This is a genomic window from Gemella sp. GL1, from assembly GCF_013415365.1.
Lineage (GTDB): Bacteria > Bacillota > Bacilli > Staphylococcales > Gemellaceae > Gemelliphila.
The window spans coordinates 149,070-172,788 of sequence record NZ_JACBYB010000021.1 but is presented as its reverse complement, the minus strand read 5'-3'; the positions used below and the strand labels follow the sequence as shown (position 1 = coordinate 172,788).

Here is a 23,719-nt window from a genome sequence, read left to right as displayed (position 1 = left end):
GATAGTTGCTTATAGACCTTATATATAGTAGAATTATATAGATAAAGTATACTGAGGTAGATTATGCTAAAGAAAAGATTATTTCAAATTTGTGTTGAATTGACTAATGGAGAGATGTCATCCAAAGCAATACAAAAACTAACTAAATCAAGTGCATCACGATTATTAATACAGCCATTTATAAAAACATATGGAATAAATACTTATGAAATATTAAAAGATGTTTCAGAATTTAAAAACTTGAATGAATTTTTTATTAGAAAGATTCATCCAAACTTACGACCAATTGAAGAAGAGAAAGATGCTATCATCAGTCCTACAGATGGTCTTATATCAGAAATTGGGAATATTGATGAAGAGTCGTGCTTTATTATTAAAGGGCAGGAGTACTCTGTAAAAACTTTACTTGCAGATAAGAATAGAGCCAAAAGTTTAGCTGGAGGTACATATATGGTAGTATATTTAAGCCCTAAGAATTATCACAGAATTCATATGCCTACATCTTCAATAAAAATTGAAGAGTATGCCTTAGGTAAATACTCTTATCCTGTAAATAAGCTGGGCTTAGAGCTAGGAGATAATGTATTGTCATATAATTATAGAAAGGTATACAGGATTACTAGTGATAAATTTAATTATGATTTAGTAGCAGTGGGAGCACAAAATGTAAACTCTATAATTTCGACTTACGATAAAGAAAATCTTGCTAAGGGAGATGAATTAGGATACTTTGAATTTGGTTCTACTGTGGTTCTGCTTTTTCCAAAAAATACTGTTGATTTTTTTGATTTGGAAAAACCTTTGGAAATTAAAATGGGAAAAAAAATAGGGAGTATTAAATAGTAAGCTTATGGTATTAAGAAAATATTTTTCACCAGATGACTATATAGAAAAGTATGATATGATTGATTCTGAATATATGGAAAGACATAATAGGACTGCCATTATATCAGATTTAGATAATACTTTAATTTCCTGGGATGCTAAAGATAATACAGAGGATTTGAAAAATTGGCTAAGTTATTTAAAAGAGAATAATATAGATATAATTATTTTATCTAATAATAATCAAGAAAGGGTGGAGTCATTTTGTAAAGCTTTGGATCTAAAATATATCTTCCAGGCAAGAAAACCATTAACAAAAGGGTTTGAAAAAGCATTGGAAAAACTTGGGAAAAAACCAGGGCAAGTAGTTGTACTTGGTGACCAGTTAATGACAGATATACTAGGTTCTAAGAGATTAGGCAAGGTGAGGGCTGTTTTGGTAAAGCCAGTTACTAATACCGATGGTTTAAATACCAGAATAAATCGTTTCTTTGAGGCTAGAATAATAGATAAATTGAAGAGAAATAATGAATTCCCTCAGATGAGAAAAAAAATAAAAATATAGGAGAAAAATTTTGTTAGAGAAATTAACGTGTATTGGTTGTGGAATTGATATTCAAACAGAAGATGAAAATAAGCAAGGCTATTTGCCTCTTAGCCTTGTCGCTAAGTCTGTAGATTTAAATCATCTTATCTGCAAGAGATGTTTTAGACTTAAAAATCACAACGAAGTTACTGATGTGGAATTAGGTGCTGAAGATTTTTATAAGATGGTTAAGGATTTATCTAAAAAAGATGCATTGATTGTAAAAGTAGTAGATATCTTTGATTTTTCAGGATCCTGGATAGAAGATGTTACGGATATAGTTGGAAAAAATAAAGACTTAGTACTTGTTGCTAATAAGATGGATTTGCTTCCAAAATCGGTAAAAGAGAATAAGATTAAGCAATGGCTATTTAAGATGATGAAGCAAAGAGGGATAAAAGTTAAAGATATTTTTCTGATATCTGCTATTAAAAATCATGGAGTGGAAGAATTAGCTAGTCATTTGGATAGACTACGTAATAAGAAAGATATCTATATCGTAGGTGCTACTAATGTTGGTAAATCTACGCTTATTAATAAACTTATCGAGTTAACTACAGGTGATAAGAATATAGTTACTACATCCCACTTTCCAGGGACAACTTTAGGAATGATAGAAATCCCTCTAGATTCTAGGTCAAGTATATATGATACACCAGGTATTATTCTAGATTACGATATAAGTCATTATTTAGATGCTAAATCATTAAAATTAGTAATTCCTAAGAAGGAAGTTAAGGCAAGAGTATTTCAATTAAATCCAGAGCAATCAATTTTTTTTGGAGGTCTTGCTAGAATGGATTTTGTTAAGGGAAGTAGACAAAGTTTTACCATTTATGCATCAAATTTAGTAGATTTACACAGAACTAAATTAGAAAATGCTGTTAGCTTGTTTGAAAAACATTTAGGTAAGATGCTAGCACCACCATTTGAGGATAATTTGTCGATATTTAATAATGTTGTTAAGAAATCATTTAGAATTACAAATAGAAAAATTGATATAGTAATTTCAGGTTTAGGTTGGATAACTATAAATAGTGATGCTGGATGTGAGATTGATATTTGGCTTCCAAAAGAAATAGAAGTATTTACAAGAGATTCTATAATCTAGACTCTTGTAGATATAATACTATCTACTACCTATTAGTGAATAAATTTGAAGGGAGAAAATGATGTTAAGAGGAAAACAAAAAAGACAATTAAGAGCTTTAGCCCACCATTTAAATCCTATTTTCCAAATAGGAAAATCTGGAATTACTCCTGAAATGGTTAAGGGAATTTCAGATGCTCTTGAAAAGAGAGAGCTAATTAAAATTTCAATTCTTCAAAATTGTGATGAAGATAAAAATGAAGTTGCTGAAACAATTTCATCTAGAACAAGGTCTGAGATTGTTCAAGTTATTGGTAAGGCTATAGTACTATATAAGCAATCTTCGCAAGAAAAATACAGAAAAATAGAACTAGTCAGATAATGAAGAAAATAGGATTATATGGTGGTTCATTTGACCCTGTGCACATCGGACACTTGCTTACAGCTACTAATGTATTGGAGACTTTATCATTAGATAAATTAATTTTTATTCCATCTAATATAACTCCGCTTAAAGATTCAAAACTTAGAGCAACAAATGAAGAACGTTTTAAAATGATAAAACTTTCGATATTATCGATGCCTAAATTTGAAGTTAATGATTATGAAATATCTAGGCAAAGTGTGTCCTATACTTATAATACTGTCAAATATTTTAAAAAAATCTATCCCAATGTAGATTTATACTTTATTATAGGAACTGATAGGGTTAGGGATTTGAATAAATGGTATAGAATAGATGAATTATCAAAACTAGTAACTTTTATTTTTGTAGCAAGAGATAGTGATAGATTAGAAGAAATTGTTGAAGAATCAGAGTTTTATAATAGTATAAAATATGTTATACTTAATTTGCCCATAATAGAGATTTCTTCTAGTATGATACGGGATAAAATAAAAAATTTACAATCAGTAGAGTATCTGCTGGAGAAGGATTGTTTAAGATATATAGAGGAGAAAAGCTTATATGAAATTTCAAGAAATACAAGAAAAAGTTAAAGAAATATTAGATAAAAGAAGATATGAGCATACATTGAGAGTGATGGATACTGCAGCCATGCTTGCTGAAAGATATAATGCTAATGTAGAAAGAGCCAAGTTAGCTGCCTTATTACATGATGTGTGTAAACCAATGGATGAAGAATTGATGAAAAAGTATGTAATTAAGTATGGACTTGATTTAAAATTACTCGACTATCCAACTGAAGTTCTTCACGGACCCGTGGCTAGTGTTTATATTGAAAAAGAATTTAAAGTAGTTGATGAAGAAGTGAGAATGGCGGTCGCTAATCATACTTTTGGTAGAAAGCATATGTCACTTTTAGAAAAAATAATATTTATTGCTGATTACATTGAACCAGAAAGAAAACATCCACACTTAAAAGAAGTTACAGAAGTAGCAAGATATGATCTTGATGAGGCTGTAAGATTAGCTGCCAAGTATACACTAGTATTTTTGATTGATAATGATGAAAGAATTTATCCGTCATTATTAAAATGCTATAATTACTATAATATAAAAAATTATAGAGTAGGGTTTAAAGAAGTAAATAAGGATAAGATTTTATCTGGTGATAAAATTATTACTATCCGTAATAATGAAGAGGCTCACTTTAAAAAAGGTGATACTCTAGAAGCTGTTACATATGATGACGATACACAAACAATTTTTGCTAAGTTAGAGGTAGATTTAGTAAAACGTGTTGACAGATATTCATTAACAGAAAGACATGCTAGTTTATACGGTGTAACTAAGGATGAATTAGTAAAAAAATTAGCAGAACGTTATCCTAATGACGAAGAGTTATATGTAATAATGTTCCACTTAATAAAATAAGAAAGAGAGAAAATAATGATTGTAGAAAAATTGTTAACAACAGTAGTTGATGCTTGTGATGATAAGCATGGATATGATATAGTTGTTTATGATATGAAAGAAGCTGGATTTTTATATGATTATGCAGTAGTCTGTCATGCACCAACTAATAGGCAAGTTGAGGCCATCGCTTCTGAAGTAAAAGAAAAAGTTTTAGAAAATGATGGGAATATCTTGAATATTGAGGGATGGCGTGAGGCTAAATGGATCCTATTAGATTTAGGTGATATTATTGTTAATGTCATGACACGTGATGATAGAGAATATTACGCATTAGATAGTTTATTTGAAAAATATCCAATTAAAGAAGTATAAAGTAAGGTAGATTATTCTACCTTCTTTTTTAATGACAGGAGGCTTACTTATGTATAAGAATTTAAGTTTGGTATATGATAGATTGATGGATGTAGATTATGAGTCATATAAGAAGATTATAACTAGTATTTTAAATAATAAGAAAAATTTGAAATCCTTAGATCTAGGTTGTGGATCAGGTGCCTTAACTTCAAAGATAGGGGAGTATGGGGAAGTTTTTGCAGTTGATATAAGTGAAGAAATGTTGGTTTTAGCTAATGAAAAGTATCCAAAAGCCAAGTATTTTATCATGGATTTATTAAATATAAATTCTTTAGAGCAAGAATTTGATTTTATTTTATCAGCTTTTGATGTATTTAATTATTTGGAAAACTTTGATGATTTTAAAAAAGCATTATTAGCAGTCTATAATTCTTTGAAAGATGGTGGAATTTTTCTTTTTGATATACATACGCCTGCTAAAATTAATTATATGTTAGATAATGAAGTTTTTGCCTATGAGGAGGAAGATTTAGCCTACATTTGGTATACATATCCCACAGATAATGAGTTGGAAGTAGAGAGTGAATTGAGTTTTTACATAGAAGAGAGGGAAGGTTTATATAAGAAAATGTATGAGTATCAAAAACAAAGAAGCTATGAAATTGAAGATATAATGAAGGAAATTGGGAATATAGGATTTAAGATAGATAAATATTTCTGTGATTTTGATGAATCAAATAAAGATTATGAAAAATCACATAGAATAATTTTTCTTTTATCAAAATAATATAATTGTTAATTATATTTATAGGTGGTATAATAATTTGATTATACAAAAGGAGGTATTATATATGTCATACGCATCGGATATGAAAAAAGAGTTAACTATGATTGAACTGACTGACGATCCTCAGTTTTTATCCGAACTATCGGCCTTAATAAAAATGAATGGTGTTTTAAGTATTAGCAATATGAAACTTGCCCTAACTTTTCAAACTGAAAATGCCTCGATAGCAAGACGTATGTTTTCTTTGATAAAACACTTTTATGATGTTGATATTAATATATCGGTTAGAAAAAAATTAAAATTAAAGAAGAATAATGTATATATATGTAGGCTAGAAGAGAGAGTAAAGGAAATTCTTAGGGATTTATATATATTAAACGATAATTATACTCTTAAAACAACAATAACAAAAACTTTAATTGATAGTGATGAAAAAAAGAGAGCTTACCTTAGAGGTGCCTTCTTAGCAGGTGGTTCTGTAAATAATCCGAGAACCTCTTCTTATCATTTGGAGATTTTCTCACAATATGAAGAACATAGTAAGGAACTTTTAAATCTTATGAATACATATGACTTAAATGCCAGAGTTATTGAGAGAAAGAAAGGCTTTATTGTTTATATAAAAGAATCTGAAAAAATATCAGACTTTATAAATATTGTAGGAGCTGTAAGAGCTTTATTTCAATTTGAAGATGAGAGAATAGTAAGGGATTTGAATAACGCAGTTAACAGAATGAATAATTGTGACATAGCTAATATTAACAAGATGGTAAATGCGGCTACTAAACAAGTAGAAGATATTAATGTTATTGAAGAAAGATTAGGTTTAGAGCAACTAGATGAAAAGCTAAGAGTAGTGGCTCTAGCAAGATTGGAGCATCAAGAATTACCCTTAAAAGATTTAGCTGAACAGATTGAAGATGGAAAATTATCAAAGTCTGGTTTAAATCATAGATTTAGAAAAATAGCTAGAATTGCTCAAGAATTAAGAGAAGGAATTTACGAAGTATAAAGCATTTAAATTATGAAATCTATGTTAACTATCTTAATTTAATAATTTAATTTGTTATATAATCTAACAAGAATTCGTAATTCCCCAAAAATTATGATACAATTATAATTGTGAAAACTAAATTAATAATAGGAGAATTTTATGTATCAAAAGATATTAGATTTAATTGGTCTTGCTAATGATTTCATGTGGACTTATTTCCTAATAGGATTAATATTAGTGGTAGGTATATATTTTACAATTTCCACTAAATTTATCCAATTTACTTATATAAAGGAAATGTTTAAGTTAATATTAGAAAAACCAGCTACAAATAAAGATGGAAGCCAAAAAGGAATATCTGCTTTCCAAGCATTTACAATTTCGGCAGCTTCACGTGTAGGTACAGGTAATATTGCTGGGGTAGCTATTGCTATTGCCATGGGAGGATCTGGTGCAGTATTTTGGATGTGGGTTATGGCTTTAATTGGTGGAGCATCATCATTTGCAGAATCTACTTTAGCTCAGGTTTACAAAGTAAAAGACAGACGTGGTTTATATCGCGGAGGACCGGCTTATTATATGGAGAAAGGTCTTGGTCAAAAATGGATGTCAGCAGTTTTTGCTGTTGTAATTGCAGTAACTTATGGTTTTGCATTTAATTCTTTCCAGTCTAATACTATTGCTAAGTCTTTAACTAAATACTCTATAGCACCAGAATTAGTTGGAATTGTTTTATTAGTAATTACGGCTTTAATTATATTTTCTGGAACAACGAGATTAGTTAAGGTAACTCAATGGATGGTTCCTGTAATGGCTGTTATATACTTATTGATTGTATTTATAATTATGATTATGAACTTTGATAAGTTAGGTGGAATCCTAATACAAATTTTCAGATCTGCATTTGGTTTGGAACAATTTGCAGGTGGTACTATTGGTATGGCAGCAGCAATGCTACTAGGAGTTAAACGTGGTATGTTCTCTAACGAAGCTGGTTTAGGATCTACTCCTAACGCAGCAGCAACAGCGGAATCAACACACCCAGCTAAACAAGGATTTATTCAAACTTTAGGAGTTTACTTTGATACATGTTTAGTATGTACAGCGACAGCATTCTTAATCTTATTATATCCAGAATTAGAATTTGGTGGAGAATTAACGGGTATTCAATTAACTCAGGCAGCTATGACAGCTCATATTGGTGATTTTGGTTCTATCTTTTTAGTAATATCAATTTTTTTATTTGCCTATAGTTCTGTAATTGGAAATTACTATTATGGTGAAACAAATATTCAATACTTAATTCCTAAAAAATGGGCAGTAAATGCTTATAGATTAGTAGTAATAGCATTTGTTTATTTAGGAGCAGTGGCTGATTTAGAAATTGTATTAGCTGCATCTGATGTTACAATGGGAATAATGGCAATACTTAACCTTATAGCTATTGTTGGATTATCTGGTGTAGTGTATGCAGTTCTTAAGGACTATACTAAGCAAAAGAAAGCTGGAAAAGATCCACAATTTAATCCAGAAAACTTACCAATTAAACTTAACAATATTGAGTGTTGGGAAAGTAAAAATAAAATAGAGAAATAATTTGTTAAACACTTCAAGAAATTCTTGGAGTGTTTTTACTATGAAAAATCATAAAAATTTGAAAAGTTATGAAAGAGTATGAAATTGTATTGAATTTTTTTCGTACTTGAGTTATACTATAATAGTATTAAAAATAAAGTGGATCTCAAAGGAGTAAAAAGATGCCTAATATAAATCTTGCTGCACCATCTAAAAAGAAAGGTATTTTTATGTTTACTATGCTAATTCTAGCATATATTATTTTTGCAATTAACTGGGTAGCTGGTTCAAATTTATCAAAGCAGATCACAGAATATTACTTTAATGGACAAAGTGTTTCTGCTTCAACTTCCGAATTAGTTAACTATACTATAACAGGAGCTAGGATTGTTGCTAATTTATTAGCAGTACTTATTCTAGCGAAATTAAATCCCAAAAATGCATCATTATTTGCTTTAGTATTACTTAGTTTTTCATTTTTAGCTGTATTTTCATCTAACTATTGGATTTATACTGGTGCAAGAATGATTATGGCTTTAGGAGGTTCAATGGTAATGGTATTTATTAATGTATATGTAGCTAAATTTATATCTAAAGAATACAAAACTATAGCAGGAGCTATAATAACAGCAGCTTATAACGCTGGTGCTGCCCTAGTTGCCATATTATTCCTAGTATTTAATGATTTATTAAAGGCAAATTGGCAAAATACTATGTTGATTTTTTCTTCATTTAGTTTAATTATAGTTCTTATATGGTTTTTCTTTGCGGATGACTTTAATCCTCTGCCTAAGACTGAGACAAATAAAAATTATTTTTATCAGAAATTACTATTAGAATCAAGATTGATTGCGCACGTTGAAGAAGAGAAAGAGTATACTTATTCAGATGCTTTAAAAGAAAAATTTGTATATATCTTTTCTTTAGGTTTTGGAGGTTTTTTATTCTTGTATGTGATGTCATTGGTTTCCCTACCCAACCAAGTAGCAGCAAACTCTACTATTGGATTTAAATCAGCTTTTATGATTTTAACTGTGACAATGGGAGGAATTCTAGCAACAATACTGGATTTATTTCTTTTAAAATTGGTGGTTAATAAAAAGAAATTTTTATTAACTAACGGCTTTATGATGATAGCAAGCATGCTTATAGGTTTATATTTATCAAATATTTGGCTAATTGGATCTTATCTTGCTTTGTTTTTATCAGGATTTTTTATGTATTTAGTTTATCCTGTATATCTAAACTATCCTTATGATTTACCGGCGACTACACCCAAACAATTAGTTATGATTTTTGGAATAGTATGGGCCTTTGGTTATGCAATTCATACATTGTTTAATATTATTTGGAGTATAGTTTTACAAAATTATGGATATGTGGCTTCTCTTATTTTCTATATTCTTGCAAGTTCAATATACTTAATTTTTGCATATATGCTCCCAAGATTTGATAAAAAATAAAAAAAGCTATATTTATAGCTTTTTTTATGTATATAAATCTTATATTAAATTTTTAAATAGGAGATTATAATAGCATATCACCCATTAATTTATAAATAATATTTTTTAAAATTAATAATGGAGTATTAAAATAAAAGCAGTATAGACCATATTATCTATACTGCTTTTCACTATTCTTCACCAATAATTTTAACCTCTGGTTCTAATTTTACACCAGAATCTGCTAGAACTTTCTCTTGAACTTGCTTAATTAATTCTTTATAGTCATCACAAGTCGCATTATTTATATTGACCATGAATCCAGCATGTTTTTTAGAAACTTGAGCTCCACCGACAGTTAAGCCTTGAAGCCCAGCATCTTGAATAAGTTTTCCGGCAAAATATCCCTCAGGACGTTTAAATACAGAACCACAAGAAGGGTATTCTAGAGGTTGTTTATCAGAACGTAGCTTGTTTAGCTGTGTAACTTTTTCAAGGATTTCTGTTTTAACTCCCTCTTTTAATTGAAAATAAACTTTTGTGATAATATCTTTAGTTTCTTGAACTACAGAATATCTGTAAGCAAACTTCATATCCTTATTTGAGTAAACTTTTTTTTCTCCAGAAAGAGTTACAGTTTCGATGGTAGCAACTACATCTTTAACTTCGCCGCCATAAGCACCAGCATTCATAAAGATAGCTCCACCAATAGATCCAGGAATTCCGCAAGCAAACTCTAATCCGGATAATTCTTTTTCAATAAGAAAATCAGTTAATTCTTTAAGTGTCACACCAGCTTCACAAGAGACAAGGTTGTTTTCTAATAATTCAATCTTTTTCATTTCTTGGGTTACTATAGTAATGCCACGTATTCCTTTATCTGAGATTAAAACATTAGACCCATTTCCTAGAATAGTTACCTGTTCATTTGTTTCTTTTGCAAAATTTAGGATTTTAATTAATTCATCTGCAGTTTTTACTAAGATTAACTTATCAGCCATTCCACCAGTTTTGGTGTATGAATAGTTTTTTAGTTCTACATTATTTTTTACTGTACTTTTTAAAAGTAAATCTTCTATTTTTTTTTTCATTATCATTCGATAACCTCGTATCTAGATATTTTAACTTAATCATTTTATCATTATAATTCAAATTTGTAAAATCATAATGTAGTAAATTAAATAAATACTATTACAATTCTATGTTAGATAAGTTATAATCATGTAATAGAATTGATTTTTTTATAATTATGCTATAAAATTAAAATAAGTATTAGTATACAAAATTTTAGAAAGATAGATTATTATGAACAATAAAAAAAGAGAGCCTCTGTCAAGAAATAAAAGACACAGCGGTGTAGAACCAGGTGGTTTTATTTCTAGGAGAAATGATATTAGTTCAAATAAATCCAATGCTTCTAATCAGAAAAGGATATCTGCTCCAATCAGTAGAAGACCTATACAAAGTAGAAATACTAAATTAGAGCAAGATAGGAGAATATTAGAACAGAAAAAAGAAAAGGCTAATTTAATAAGAAGAAAAGTTAACTCTACTAATAAGGACTTTGTATCAAGAGAGGAACAACTACCACCACGTCAACAACAGGGAAGAAGAATCTCAAAACAAAGAATAAGTAAACCGTTAAAAAATAAGACTAGTATTTGGTGGTATATTTTTAAATATGGTTTAGCTCTTGCTAGTGTTGGAGTTATTGCAGTTTTCCTATTATTCAGTTATTGGATATTTGAGGCACCTGAGTTCAATCCTAGAGTATTAGATGCTAATAAAAAGACAGTTGTTTATGATGTTAATGATCAGGAAATAGCAAAATTAGGAAATCAAATAGGTGATAATGCAGAAAAAGGGGAAGTACCTATTCAAATGCAGGATGCAATACTAGCAACAGAAGATAATAGGTTTTTTGAACATGCTGGAGTGGATTATTGGCGACTAGCGGGTGCCTTACTTTCAAATATAACTAGTGGTTTTGGTTCCCAAGGTGGATCAACCATATCGCAGCAGTTGATAAAGAGAACATTTCTAGATGATGATAAGAATATAAAAAGAAAAGTTCAAGAGGCTTACCTTGCTTATAAATTAGAACAAAACTATACAAAAGATGAAATATTCAATATGTATATTAACAGGATTTACTATTCTGATGGAGTATATGGATTAAAGACGGCAGCTAATTATTACTATGGTAAGGAACTTAAAGACTTAAGTTTACCACAAATGGCTGTCTTAGCAGGATTACCACAACAACCCAATACATATAATCCTTATGATAATCCAGAAGCTGCTAAAGTGAGACGAGATACGGTTCTTTATTTAATGCAATATCATGGAAAAATATCAGAAGCGGAGTCTTCAGCTGCTCAACAAACAGACGTATTAACAGGTATTATTCCAAGAAATAAAGCTACTAGATATAACTCATCTAGTGAATTTGATGCGGATTATGCAGCGTATATGAGTCAAATAGAAGTAGAATTAAGAAATAGTAACGAATTTAAAGGTTACGAAGGTGATGTTTTAAATCTTGGATTGAAAGTATACACATCATTAGACCAAAATATCCAAAAAAATATTTCTAATAGTATGAATAATAATTTAGCTAATATAAAACCATCGAGTGATATAGCCATGGTTGTTTTAAATAATGAAAATAGTGGTATTTCTGCTATTTATGGTGGAAAAGACTTTAAGTTTGGTGGTTTCAACTATGCTACTCAATCTAAATTGCAACCGGGATCAGCAATTAAGCCGATTTTAGCTTATGCACCAGCTGTTGAATATTTAGGATGGGCGACTAATCATATAATAGACGATAGTAAGATACCAGGCTCAAATATTCAAAACTGGGATAGACAATTCCACGGAAATATAACTATGAATAATGCCTTAAAAATGTCTTTAAACATTCCTGCTATTAAAACCTATCAAGCTGTAGGTATAAATAGAGTGAAAGAATATGCAGCAAATGTCGGAATTCAAGTAACTGATGACTCTATTACATCTCCAATAGGAGGAAGTGCAGATGGTTATAGTCCACTTCAAATGGCTGCTGCTTATGTGCCATTCTCTAATGGAGGATACTATGCAAGTCCTAAGGCTATTAAGAGAGTATTAGATGATACTGGTTTAGAGCTCACAGAATTCTCAGATGAGACTAGAAAACAAGTTATAAAAGAATCGACAGCTTATATTATGACATCTATGCTTAGAAATGTAACAGAAGGAACTGCTCAAACAGCATCTATACCAGGTGTTGAAATGGGAATAAAAACAGGAACAACAACATTTTCAGAGGGAGATATATCTAGATATGGATTTGATGCTGATGATCATTCCAAAGATTCATGGGTTGTAGGATATACAAATAGATATACCCTAGCAGTTTGGCAAGGATTTGATGCTATTGATGGACCTAATAAATACATGACATCAGAGGATACTAAGAAAACGCAAAGTCTGTATAAAATTAATATGCAAGCCATAGCTAATATATATCCGACAAGAGGGTTTGTAGCACCTAACGATGTAGGTTACTTTAGAGGTGGTATCAAAGTTCTAACTGCTGAAGATCGTGCAATTCTAGCAGAAGAAGCTAGAAGAGCAGAAGAAGAGCGTCGTAGAAAAGAAGAGGAAGCAAAAGCTAAAGCTGAAGAAGAACGTCGCAGAAGGGAAGAAGCCCAGCGTCAAGAGGAAGAGAGTAAAACTACTAGTGAAAGTACTAAGACTAGCGAGAGTAGTAAAACTAGTGAAAGTAATAGCAATTCTAATTCTATTAGTCTTCCAAGTTGGATACCAATAATAGGTGGAAATTCTTCAAGTTCTAATGATACTAATAATGATGATTAATTAGAAAATAAACAAGCCTAGATTTTCTAGGCTTGTTTTATTTTGGAAATTTTTAATAAAAGAAGAAATTATCTTTATGATTTGAATATTTATAATGGAGGAATGTTTAGCAATATAGCTCAAGGGTAATTATTTCTAATTTTTTATTTTACAAAGTAAAATATTTAATGTATAATTAAGTAGACTGATAAGTCGATAAATAAATATAATTTCATAAGGGGGATAAGTTCATGGATATCCAAGCACTTATACAACCTTTTGTTAATTCAGTACCAGGATTATTAAAGTTATTAGCTTTAGTAATTGTTGCGTTTGTATTAGCAAAAGCTTTAAGAAAAGCAACTATTTTTTCTTTAAAAAAATTAGGTTTTGCTTCTAAATTAGTAAAATGGAATGTTGTAACTGACGAAACTAAGGCTAGTACAATGACTAACACAATTGGACAACTAGTATATTTCTTAGTTATATTGTTCTTCTTACCATTAATTTTTTCAGGATTAAATGTCGGTTCTGCATTTGCTCCAATTTCAACAATGTTTAGTAATGTATTTGGATTTGTTCCAAACTTATTAATTGCAGGAATCATACTTTATGTTGGTGGATTCTTCTGTAAATTTGTTAAAAATATTGTTGCTAGTTTATTAAACAGTCAAAGAGTTGGTAAATTATTAGAAAAAGGTCTTGGAAAAGATAATGTTTCTAAACAAGCTCAAGTTGCTGAAGCTTTATCTACAGTTGTGTATGCTTTAATTTTCTTACCAGTTTTAGCATTAGCTTTAGAAACTCTTAACATTAAGACAATTTCTGAGCCAGTTGTAGCTTTATTAAACCAAATTACAGCTGTTATTCCTAACATCTTGGTAGCGGTATTAGTTTTAGTAATTGGTGGATTCATTGTTAAGTTAGTAGGAGATTTGGTAGAAAATTTGTTAAAATCAAGTGGACTAGATAATTATTCTAAATATCTAAGTGGAAAAGCAGAAGGTGACTATACTTTATCTAAAGTTGCTTCTCAATTATTAAGAGGAGTTTTATTCACTTTCTTCTTAGTTCAAGCAATTTCTATCTTACAATTAAATATACTGAACAATATTGGTGTTGCTATCATTGAATATTTACCAAACGTATTGAGTGCAATTATTTTATTAATTGTTGCTGTTATCGGTGGAAATGTAGCTTCTACATTTATGTCAAAAGCAACAGGAAACAATTTATTAGCAAACTTTGTTAAGTATGGAGTACTGATTTTAGCTGTATTTATGGCCTTGAATCAATTAAATATTGCAACTACAATTGTTAACTCAGCCTTCACTATTATTCTATCAGCTGCAGCTGTAGCATTTGCTTTAGCATTTGGTTTAGGTGGAAAAGACTTTGCTGCTAAGCAATTAGAAAAATTAAACAACTTTTTTTCTAAAAAATAATTAAAAAGGTAACTCGAAAGAGTTACCTTTTTTGTTGAAAAAAAACGAAGTATGACTTCGTTTTAAATTAAAAATTTTTCTCTAACAATTTTAGCTACTTGCTCACAGTATTTATCAGTGAGTTCATCAGTTTTTGCTTCAACCATAACTCTTACTAAATTCTCTGTTCCAGATGCCCTTAATAGAATTCTACCGTCTTGACCAAGTTCTTCTTCAACTTTTTTGCACTCAGCTAGAACCTCTTCATCTTGCATTGCAAGATGTTTGTCTGTTACCTTGATGTTTACAAGTTTTTGTGGGAAGATTTCTACTTGATCAGCCAATTCTTTAAGACTAACATTTCTTTTTTTTAGGATAGATGCTAGTTGAACAGCTGTAAGAATACCATCTCCAGTAGAAGCATGCTCTAACATAATAACATGACCTGACTGTTCTCCACCTAAAGTATATCCACTTTTTTTCATTTCTTCAACTACATATTTATCCCCAACTGCAGTTTTTACAGAAGTCATCCCATGCTTAGCAACTGCTGCATAGAAACCTAAGTTTGACATAACTGTAGACACAACCATATTATCTTTTAGTTTACCTTTTTCTTTCATATCTTGAGCAAGGATAAACATAATCTTGTCACCATCTACAATATTTCCTTCGTTATCAACTGCTAGCATTCTATCTCCGTCACCATCGAAAGCAAAACCTAAGTCAACATCATTTTCTTTAACAAAATTTGCAAGGGTATCTAGCTTTGTAGAACCAAAGCCATCATTAATGTTTGTTCCGTTAGGGTTACAACCAATCGTTTCAATATCTGCATCTAAATCTCCAAAAATAAAAGGTGCAATTGATGTTGTAGCTCCATGAGCACAATCAAGAACAATTTTCATTCCTTCTAAATTAGAAGAGATAGATGATTTTATATGTTGGATATATTTTTGTGATAATTCATAAGAATAGAAAACACGTCCAATTTTATCCATACTAGTGTTTTTTATTTCATCTTGCGAGTCAATGAACTTTTCAATAGTTAATTCTTCTTCATCAGTTAATTTAAAACCATCTGATGCAAATATTTTAATACCATTATCTTGATATGGGTTGTGAGAAGCAGAAATCATAATACCTGCATCCATTTCTAAGTTGCTTGTTAAATATGCGATAGCAGGGGTAGGTATAACACCAGTAAGCATTACATTAACCCCAGTTGATGTAAGACCAGCTACTAACGAACTTTCTATCATGTCACAAGAAATTCTCGTATCACGTCCAATTATTATTTTTGGATCTTCTTTTTTTGAAATAAGTAGTGAACCTAAAGCACGTCCAGTTTTGTAACATAAATCAGCTGTTAAACTTTCCCCAGCTACTCCTCTTATTCCGTCAGTTCCAAAGTATTTTCTCATAGGAAAATCTCCTTAATTTTTTCTTTAAATTATTATAATTAAATAATACTATATTATTCAAAATAAGTCAAACTACTGTAAAATTTACAGAAAAAAGTCGCTGATTTCAGCGACTTTTTTATTTTTTATTATATTTTTTTATATCTTCTAATACAGGTTCAACCTGATTTTTTTCTTTGAAGAATGTTCCTTTATTGTTAATTATTATAGCTTGTGCAAGCATATGTGCTGTAATTGGAGTAGTAACAAATAGGAATATAATAGCTAATATAAGTTTAAATTCAAATACGTGCATAATTTGGTAAAAGTAAATGAAAGCAGCAATTAAAGCTAATTCTACTGCAAAAGAACCAGTTACTCCGGCTGCATGAATCTTAGTCAATTCATCTGGTAGTCTAATAAATCCTAGTATGGTAGAAATCATAGCTAGAATAGCGATTATTATAAGAATAATAACTATTATGGTCATTATATTATTTAGAATCGTCATCAGTAAAGACCTCCCCACGATTTAAGTATCTAGTTGTAACTACTGTACCAATAAAACAAACCAAAGCAATAATTAAGATTAATGAGGTATATGATAGTGTTTTGTAGTACATTGAAATGAATACAACTGCACAGATAAGTGGCATAGCTATTAAGTCACTGGCTATTATCTTATCATAGATAGATTTTCTAGTTACCATATAATAAAGCAGGAATACTATCATGATAAAACTGGTCCAGATACCAGCTATTATTGTATAATGTAAAATTTTATCAAGCATTACTTATCAACCTCCAATAACCATTTTTCGAAACTAGTTTTAATAGCATCGATTTCTCCAGGAATATCATCAGTATCAAGTCTATGGATAAATATTTTTGAATTATCGTGACTAATATTAGCTGATATTGTCCCTGGTGTTAAAGTAATCATGTTGGCTAACATTACAATTTGCCAATCTTTTTTCACGCTTAATGGATATTCAAAAATTACAGGATTTACATCTAACTTGGCTTTGAACATAAGTTGAAATACTGCAATATCAGCCTTAATAAGTTCGATAAGAAAAAGCCAAATAATTTTTAACCATCTCCATAAGACAATAAAGTATAAGTGTTTTCCAGGAAGTACCTTTCTAAAAATTACTAGTATAATTAGTCCCCAAAAGAATCCTACAGCGAAGTATTCATGGTTAAATTCACTAGATAGAAACATCCATAAAAAACCAAAAAATATGTTAATAAAAAATTGAATTGCCATATTTATTATCCTTTCTTCAAGACTATGTCTATATAATTTTTAGGTTCTAAAATAGTAGATACACTGCTTTCTAAGAAGAAATCAAGGTAGTTACTAGATAGCCCTACAACAATTGCAACTACTAATAGAGTAATAGCATTAAATACTAGTGACTTAGGTAGTGGTCTTAAATTCAATTGTTTATTAATATTATCATAGAATACATTTAAGAAAATTTTAATAAGCGAATAGAATACGACTAGACCTGATAGGGTTACTATAAGGGCAGCAATAAAATGATTTGCCTCTGCTAAACCTTTTATAATCAATGCCTTACCATAGAAACCTGGTAGAGGAGGAACTCCAGCAAGTGATAGGGTAAGAAGGAAGAAGGTCCAAGCAAGAAGTGGATATTTATTAATCAATCCAGCTTTCTTGATATTTCTAATCCCCGATACATATATTATTAAACCAATAAGAATAAATAAAGCGGCTTTTAATAAAATATCGTTGACAGTGTAAAGAATTAGTCCTTTAACAGATGATTTATTTAATACTGCTAGAGCAGTAACCATAACACCCAATGAAATTACTATATTGTAAATAGCAATTTGTTTTAAATTCTTTTGATAGATAGCCCCAATAGAACCAGCAATAATAGAAATTAATCCTAATATTAATAAATAGTATTTAATAAAGTTTGATTCAGAGTAGAATAGTGAGAATGTTCTTACCATTGAATATAAACCAACTTTAGTTAGTAAAGCCGCAAATACTATTGATACAGCAATAGGTGGAGCAGCATAAGCTCTATTCATCCAAGTAAATAATGGGAAAAGTGCACCTTTCATTGCGAATACAAAAATCATTACTAGTCCTACTAAGAATAAAGCTCTTTTATCAGCAAGTGTTTGGATAATATCTGAAATGTGAGCCATATTAAGACTACCAGTGATTGTATACAGGTAACCAACGCTTATAACGAATAAAGAACCAGCAAATACATTCATTAATACATATGAGATAGATGATTTTAATTGTTCCTTACTGATACCTACTAAAAGTAGTAGGTAAGATGCCATAAGTAATATTTCGTAGAATACGAAAAGGTTGAAAATATCTCCAGTTGTGAAAGCACCATTAATTCCGGCAATGATTAGCAATAAACCACTATAGAAAAATGATTGTTCACTATTTTTGTCAATCGTTTTAAATGAATATAGCAGGGTTACTAAAAACACAATAGAAGATGTGAAAACTAGTATTGCTGCCAAACCATCGAGAACTAAAGTTATTCCGAATGGTGCAGGCCAATTCCCCATTTCTAGGTATAATAATTTATGAGCATTAACTTGTAGCAAATTATAAAGTGATGATAAAAGTAACAAAAGACTAGCTACTAAAGTTAGAGATCTTTGAGTTTTTACTTTATTTTTGAAAAATATAGTTATTGCTGCAAAAAGTAGGGGTATAAATATAGGAAGAACAGGTAAATTACTTGTCATCTTTACTTACCTCCTTATAAAAATCTAGGTCTTCTAATTCATTGATATTATCACTTGTTTTAAGTTTATAATTAGCGATATATATAGAAATTAGTAAACAAGTAACTGCAAAACCGATAACGATAGCAGTCAGAATTAAAGCTGCAGGTAGAGGATCTATATAATTATTACCAAGCTCTGAAATAATAGGAATATCTCCATCAAATAGTCCACCTGCGATAAGAATAACCATATTAGCTGCATGTCCAAAAAGACCAACACCAATAATAATTCTCATTGTTGATTTAGAAAGCATCATATAAACTCCAAAACCTACAAGAATACCACAAAGAATAATCATAATAAGTTCCATATTTATTTACCATCCTTTCCAAATGCTAAAATAACTGTCATTAAAACACCTACAACTACAAGATAAACACCAAGGTCAAAAATTGCAGCTGTATGTAGTTCCGCTTCACCAATTAAAGGAATATGAGCGTGAGCAAAGTGGTGTTTAAAGAAGTTTTTACCAACTAGCATACCAGAAACAGCAGTAGCTATAGCCAAAATGACTCCTATCCCAGTTATCTGAATATAGTTTAATGGTAATATTTTATTTACTTTATCAATTCCATAGGTAAACATAGCAAGTCCTATAGCCATAGTACACAAAAGCCCACCTACGAAACCACCACCAGGGTAAAAGTGTCCTTTAAAATATAAGTAAATAGACAATATAAAAGCAAAGGCAGCTATAATTCCAGCTAGTGTTTTCAAAATTAAATCATTAGTTTTCATTATTTGTTAGCTCCTTTCTTAATTAATTTAAACATTGCATAAATGATTAAGGCAACCATGGTCATAACTACAACTTCAAAAAGCGTATCGAAACCACGGAAATCAACAATAATTACGTTAACTATGTTTCCACCACCAGATGGAATAACATTTTCTTTGAAGAAATCACTGATAGCTGATGGATTTTTGTAAGCCCAAGTAACCAGCCCTACTAAAGTGAAACTTATCCCACTCAAAGCAGCAATAATGGCATTTGTAAGTTTGAACTTAGGTGCTTCAATGTGTTTTGTTTTATCTGTTAGTAAAATAAACGCTATTAGGAAAATAATAGTAGAAATCGATTCAATTACAAATTGAGTCATGGCAAGGTCAGGTGCTCTGAATGACACATAAATAGCGGTCATCATAAAACCAATACCAGAAGAAGTCATAATTAAAACTAATCTATTTGTCATAACTGATAAGGCAAGACAACAAATAGCAATACCAACTGCAATAGCAAGATTAAAGTAACTAATTTTTGAGAAAGAAGTTACTAATAAAGGTTTACCTAAGGCAAAATAACCAATAATAATTGTTGCCGAAAGACTGATAAAGATATAAGACATATTTCTTCTTATCTTGTTAGTAATAAAAGCATTATGTAAAAATCTTGAAGATTTGTAAATAAAATCTCCCATTTTATCATAAAGTTTTTGTATATTTACTATAACAGGACTAAATTGATAAACAGTATTTTTACTTGCCAATTTAATATATACAATACTTCCTAAAATAATAACAATAACTGTTGTTATTAACTCGGGACTTAATATTGAATCGTGACTTACACTAGATTTGAAGTTATCTGATTGCATAACTGCCTTTTGAGCAGGAATTACAATAGTATCTTTAAAGAAATTATTAGCAATAGTAAATACAGCTAGGATAGCTGGTGGAATTAAAATTCCCTTACTAACAATATGCATTTTATGTTTACCTAATGGAGCATCGCTATATGAACCTAAGAATGGTTTGAATGCAAGAATCATAGAGTAAACAAATGTACCTAAGGCTGCAATAACAGTCATAATAACTACAATCCAATAGATTGGATTTACATTGATTAAAGTAAATACAGCGTATAAGAAGTATTCTTTAGAATAAAATCCTGAAAATGGTGGAACTCCAGCCATAGACATACCAGCAAGTATCGAGATAACAAATGAAACTGGTAAGAATAAACGTAAACCTCTAATTAATGAAATATCACGAGAGTGCATTGTATGATCGATGATACCTGTAACCATAAATAAACTTGCTTTAAAAGCAGCATGATTAATAATGTGGAAACACACGGCATAAAAAGCAAATGTGTAAATAATATCTACTTTGTTGTATAGACCTAAGTTTCCAATACCAATCATTAATGTCATCATACCAAGCTGACTAATTGTAGAGTAAGCAAGTATAGCTTTTAAATCCTTTAAGAATATAGCATTAACAGATCCGAGTAGCATAGTAATAGCACCGAATACTATTAATGTATGTGAGAAACTAGGCGTAAATGCGAATATAACACCAACTCTAAGAAGTAAATAGATTCCAGCTTTAACCATTGTAGCAGAATGCAAGTAAGATGAAATAGGTGTCGGTGCGGCCATTGCATCAGGTAACCAAATATGGAATGGAAATTGTGCAGACTTAGAAAAAGCACCAATAATAATTAATGCCATTGCAAGATATGCAAGTTCTCCCATATCATTATTTGCTGAATAAGCAATTATTTCACTAATATTAAATGAACCACTTATTAATCTAAGAATAATAATTCCAAGTAACATTAGCATACCACCGAATACCGTGATAATTAATGATTTCAAAGCTCCACGCCTAGATGCATCGTTTTCGTGCCAATATGAAATTAATAAAAATGATGATACGGAAGTAAATTCCCAAAACATGTACATACTTAGAAGATTATCTGATAAGACAAGACCGAACATAGCTGTCATAAACATCATTAAATATATATAAAATTTATGAAGTTTAGGATCAGATTTCTCCATATAGAATATAGAATAAAGAATTACTAAACTACCGATACCGCTTATTAACAAAGCAAATAATTGTGACAAACCATCAAGCTTAAAGTTGAAATCAAGTCCAACATTTGAAGCGAAAACAAAATTTTGAATAATAGTTTCACTTTGATTTACATTATCTATTTTAGATAAAAAATATAAAAATATAGTTAAAGGTATAAAGAATACAAATGATCCTAAATGAATATTTTTAACATACTTTTTTATAATAGGTATTAAGAATATTGCAAATAATGGTAGCAAAATGCTCAAATGTAACATGTAAAAACCTCTCTTTCTAAAATTTTTTACAATAGCCATTATATAATATAAGTATAAAATATTCAACAAAAGGACATAGCAGTGCCTTTTGTAAGCGTGTAATGATTTTTAATGCAGGTGATACAGTAAATTGTTAGGAAAGATTAGGAAAGATATGGACGTTGAAAATTTTTAATAAAATATGATATAATTATTCGTAAAATACACTTAATGAGGAAGAAAATTAATGAATAAAGTAAGAGTAAGATATGCACCATCACCAACAGGTAACTTGCATATAGGAAACGCTAGAACAGCCCTATTTAACTATTTATTCGCTAAACGTAATAAGGGTGAATTTATTTTAAGAATCGAGGATACAGATTCGAAACGTAATACAGTTGATGGAGAGTCTAGTCAGTTAAAGTACCTAGAGTGGCTAGGTATAGATTATGATGAAGGGATCTATAAAGAAAAAGATTATGGACCTTATCGCCAATCTGAACGCATAGGAATTTATCAAAAATATGCTGAGCAATTGATCTCAGAAGGAAAAGCGTACAGATGCTATATGACAGCTGAAGAATTAGAAGAAGAACGTGAAGAGCAAATTTCTAATGGAATGGCACCACGATATGGAGGAAAACACGCTAATTTAAGTCCTGAAGAAGAAGAGGCTTTTATAGCAGAAGGAAGAAAACCTGCTATTCGTATTCGTGTACCACAAGATAGAAGCTATAGTTGGACTGATATGGTAAAAGGTGACTTATCTTTTGAAGGTAAGGATTTTGGAGATTTTGTTATTATTAAAAATGATGGAGTAGCAACTTATAATTTCTGTGTTGTAGTTGATGATTATCTGATGAAAATATCACACGTATTACGCGGAGATGACCACATTTCAAATACTCCAAAACAATTGGTAGTTTATGAGGCATTAAACTTCACACCGCCAATATTTGGTCACATGACATTGATTGTAAATGAAAATAAGAAAAAACTATCTAAACGTGATGAATCGATTATTCAATTTATAGAACAATATGATTTATTGGGTTACTTACCGGAAGCAATCTTTAACTTTATAGCACTATTAGGTTGGTCACCTGAAGGAGAAAGAGAGATATTCAGTAGAGACGAGTTTGCTAAGATTTTTGATGAAAAACGATTATCTAAATCACCAGCATTCTTTGATAATCAAAAATTAACTTGGATTAACAATCAATACATAAAAAAACAACCCCTTGAAAGAATTGTAGATTTATCATTACCCTTCTTAGTAAAAGAAGGTCTAGTAACAGAGGAAGAAATAGCCTCAAACAAAGAATGGTTTGATAAATTAATAGCATTATATCAACCACAAATGTCATATGGAGCTGAAATTGTAGAACTTACAAAACTATTCTTTAATAAAGAATTAAAGTTCTCTGATGAAGAGAAAGAAGTTTTAGCATTAGAAACAAATGCTCAAGTATACGATGCTCTAATTAAAAAAATTGGTGAAAGTGAAAACTTTACTGCTGATAATATTAAAAATTTAATTAAGGAAATTCAAAAAGAAACTGGGGTTAAAGGTAAGAGCTTATTTATGCCAATTCGTGTTGCTACGACTGGACAAATGCACGGACCAGAACTTAACTTAAGTTTAGAATTATTAGGTAAAGAATTAGTAATTGAGAGGTTAAAATCTCAATTATAGTGAAAAAGATAAAAGTCTAG

23 protein-coding genes are annotated in these 23,719 nt (G+C 30.1%); 14 read left to right on the top strand and 9 right to left on the bottom strand.

What is annotated here, in order from left to right:
* The first annotated feature begins 63 nt into the window (after positions 1-63).
* The 11 genes from HZY82_RS05935 to HZY82_RS05885 all read left to right on the top strand — a co-directional run bounded on the left by HZY82_RS05935 (position 64) and on the right by HZY82_RS05885 (position 9,493).
* The gene (locus HZY82_RS05935; protein WP_179939005.1) at positions 64-843 is read left to right on the top strand and encodes a phosphatidylserine decarboxylase; all 780 of its coding nucleotides are present in this window, start codon (positions 64-66) and stop codon (positions 841-843) included.
* Positions 844-850: 7 nt separating this feature from the next.
* Positions 851-1,390, top strand: a complete 540-nt coding sequence (locus HZY82_RS05930; protein WP_135156345.1) for a YqeG family HAD IIIA-type phosphatase — start codon at positions 851-853, stop codon at positions 1,388-1,390.
* Between the two features lie 10 nt (positions 1,391-1,400).
* Positions 1,401-2,522, top strand: a complete 1,122-nt coding sequence (gene yqeH, locus HZY82_RS05925) for a ribosome biogenesis GTPase YqeH (RefSeq protein WP_179939003.1) — start codon at positions 1,401-1,403, stop codon at positions 2,520-2,522.
* Between the two features lie 61 nt (positions 2,523-2,583).
* The gene (gene yhbY, locus HZY82_RS05920; RefSeq protein ID WP_135156347.1) at positions 2,584-2,883 is read left to right on the top strand and encodes a ribosome assembly RNA-binding protein YhbY; all 300 of its coding nucleotides are present in this window, start codon (positions 2,584-2,586) and stop codon (positions 2,881-2,883) included.
* Positions 2,883-3,500 (top strand): nicotinate (nicotinamide) nucleotide adenylyltransferase, encoded by a 618-nt coding sequence (gene nadD, locus HZY82_RS05915; protein WP_135156348.1) that lies wholly within the window; start codon positions 2,883-2,885, stop codon positions 3,498-3,500. The genes yhbY and nadD overlap by 1 nt, the downstream gene beginning before the upstream one ends.
* The gene (yqeK, locus tag HZY82_RS05910; protein WP_135156349.1) at positions 3,469-4,338 is read left to right on the top strand and encodes a bis(5'-nucleosyl)-tetraphosphatase (symmetrical) YqeK; all 870 of its coding nucleotides are present in this window, start codon (positions 3,469-3,471) and stop codon (positions 4,336-4,338) included. Before nadD ends, yqeK begins: the two co-directional genes overlap by 32 nt.
* Before the next feature lie 15 nt (positions 4,339-4,353).
* Positions 4,354-4,692 carry a ribosome silencing factor gene (gene rsfS / locus HZY82_RS05905; RefSeq protein WP_135156350.1) on the top strand — a complete coding sequence of 113 codons (339 nt, stop codon included), beginning with the start codon at positions 4,354-4,356 and terminating at the stop codon, positions 4,690-4,692.
* Positions 4,693-4,741: 49 nt separating this feature from the next.
* Positions 4,742-5,461, top strand: coding sequence for a class I SAM-dependent DNA methyltransferase (locus HZY82_RS05900; protein ID WP_179939001.1), 720 nt, complete (start codon positions 4,742-4,744; stop codon positions 5,459-5,461).
* A 64-nt stretch (positions 5,462-5,525) separates the two neighbouring features.
* Positions 5,526-6,473 (top strand): DNA-binding protein WhiA, encoded by a 948-nt coding sequence (gene whiA, locus HZY82_RS05895; protein WP_135156352.1) that lies wholly within the window; start codon positions 5,526-5,528, stop codon positions 6,471-6,473.
* A 141-nt stretch (positions 6,474-6,614) separates the two neighbouring features.
* Positions 6,615-8,051, top strand: coding sequence for an alanine/glycine:cation symporter family protein (locus HZY82_RS05890; protein ID WP_179938999.1), 1,437 nt, complete (start codon positions 6,615-6,617; stop codon positions 8,049-8,051).
* A 161-nt stretch (positions 8,052-8,212) separates the two neighbouring features.
* Positions 8,213-9,493 (top strand): MFS transporter, encoded by a 1,281-nt coding sequence (locus HZY82_RS05885; RefSeq protein WP_228098256.1) that lies wholly within the window; start codon positions 8,213-8,215, stop codon positions 9,491-9,493.
* A gap of 170 nt (positions 9,494-9,663) precedes the next feature.
* Here the strand turns inward: HZY82_RS05885 and murB are convergent, their stop codons facing one another.
* Positions 9,664-10,569, bottom strand: a complete 906-nt coding sequence (murB, locus tag HZY82_RS05880; RefSeq protein ID WP_179938998.1) for a UDP-N-acetylmuramate dehydrogenase — start codon at positions 10,567-10,569, stop codon at positions 9,664-9,666.
* Positions 10,570-10,777: 208 nt separating this feature from the next.
* Here murB and HZY82_RS05875 point away from each other — a divergent pair, with 208 nt between their 5' ends.
* Together HZY82_RS05875 and HZY82_RS05870 are read left to right on the top strand one after the other, a co-directional pair.
* The gene (locus HZY82_RS05875; RefSeq protein ID WP_179938996.1) at positions 10,778-13,336 is read left to right on the top strand and encodes a transglycosylase domain-containing protein; all 2,559 of its coding nucleotides are present in this window, start codon (positions 10,778-10,780) and stop codon (positions 13,334-13,336) included.
* A 230-nt stretch (positions 13,337-13,566) separates the two neighbouring features.
* On the top strand, positions 13,567-14,760 hold the full coding sequence (locus HZY82_RS05870) for a mechanosensitive ion channel (RefSeq protein WP_135156356.1): 1,194 nt from the start codon (positions 13,567-13,569) through the stop codon (positions 14,758-14,760).
* 62 nt (positions 14,761-14,822) lie between these two features.
* Here HZY82_RS05870 and glmM read toward each other — a convergent pair whose 3' ends face one another.
* The 8 genes from glmM to mbhE form a co-directional block, all read right to left on the bottom strand.
* A complete protein-coding gene (gene glmM / locus HZY82_RS05865; protein ID WP_135156357.1) occupies positions 14,823-16,163 on the bottom strand; it encodes a phosphoglucosamine mutase in 1,341 nt (446 codons plus the stop codon).
* A 118-nt stretch (positions 16,164-16,281) separates the two neighbouring features.
* Entirely contained in the window at positions 16,282-16,653 is a 372-nt protein-coding gene (locus HZY82_RS05860; protein ID WP_135156358.1) for a cation:proton antiporter, read from the bottom strand.
* Positions 16,637-16,933 (bottom strand): monovalent cation/H+ antiporter complex subunit F, encoded by a 297-nt coding sequence (locus HZY82_RS05855; RefSeq protein ID WP_135156359.1) that lies wholly within the window; start codon positions 16,931-16,933, stop codon positions 16,637-16,639. The genes HZY82_RS05860 and HZY82_RS05855 overlap by 17 nt, the downstream gene beginning before the upstream one ends.
* Complete coding sequence (locus tag HZY82_RS05850) at positions 16,933-17,412, bottom strand: Na+/H+ antiporter subunit E (RefSeq protein WP_135156360.1); 480 nt, start codon at positions 17,410-17,412, stop codon at positions 16,933-16,935. The genes HZY82_RS05855 and HZY82_RS05850 overlap by 1 nt, the downstream gene beginning before the upstream one ends.
* 5 nt (positions 17,413-17,417) lie before the next feature.
* Complete coding sequence (locus HZY82_RS05845; protein WP_135156361.1) at positions 17,418-18,896, bottom strand: proton-conducting transporter transmembrane domain-containing protein; 1,479 nt, start codon at positions 18,894-18,896, stop codon at positions 17,418-17,420.
* Positions 18,886-19,248, bottom strand: a complete 363-nt coding sequence (locus tag HZY82_RS05840; RefSeq protein WP_135156362.1) for a sodium:proton antiporter — start codon at positions 19,246-19,248, stop codon at positions 18,886-18,888. The genes HZY82_RS05845 and HZY82_RS05840 overlap by 11 nt, the downstream gene beginning before the upstream one ends.
* 2 nt (positions 19,249-19,250) lie before the next feature.
* Positions 19,251-19,676 carry an MnhB domain-containing protein gene (locus HZY82_RS05835; protein ID WP_135156363.1) on the bottom strand — a complete coding sequence of 142 codons (426 nt, stop codon included), beginning with the start codon at positions 19,674-19,676 and terminating at the stop codon, positions 19,251-19,253.
* Positions 19,676-22,021 (bottom strand): hydrogen gas-evolving membrane-bound hydrogenase subunit E, encoded by a 2,346-nt coding sequence (gene mbhE, locus HZY82_RS05830; protein ID WP_135156364.1) that lies wholly within the window; start codon positions 22,019-22,021, stop codon positions 19,676-19,678. The genes HZY82_RS05835 and mbhE overlap by 1 nt, the downstream gene beginning before the upstream one ends.
* Before the next feature lie 226 nt (positions 22,022-22,247).
* Between mbhE and gltX the strand changes: the two genes are divergently transcribed.
* A complete protein-coding gene (gene gltX / locus HZY82_RS05825; RefSeq protein ID WP_135156365.1) occupies positions 22,248-23,699 on the top strand; it encodes a glutamate--tRNA ligase in 1,452 nt (483 codons plus the stop codon).
* Positions 23,700-23,719: the final 20 nt, after the last annotated feature.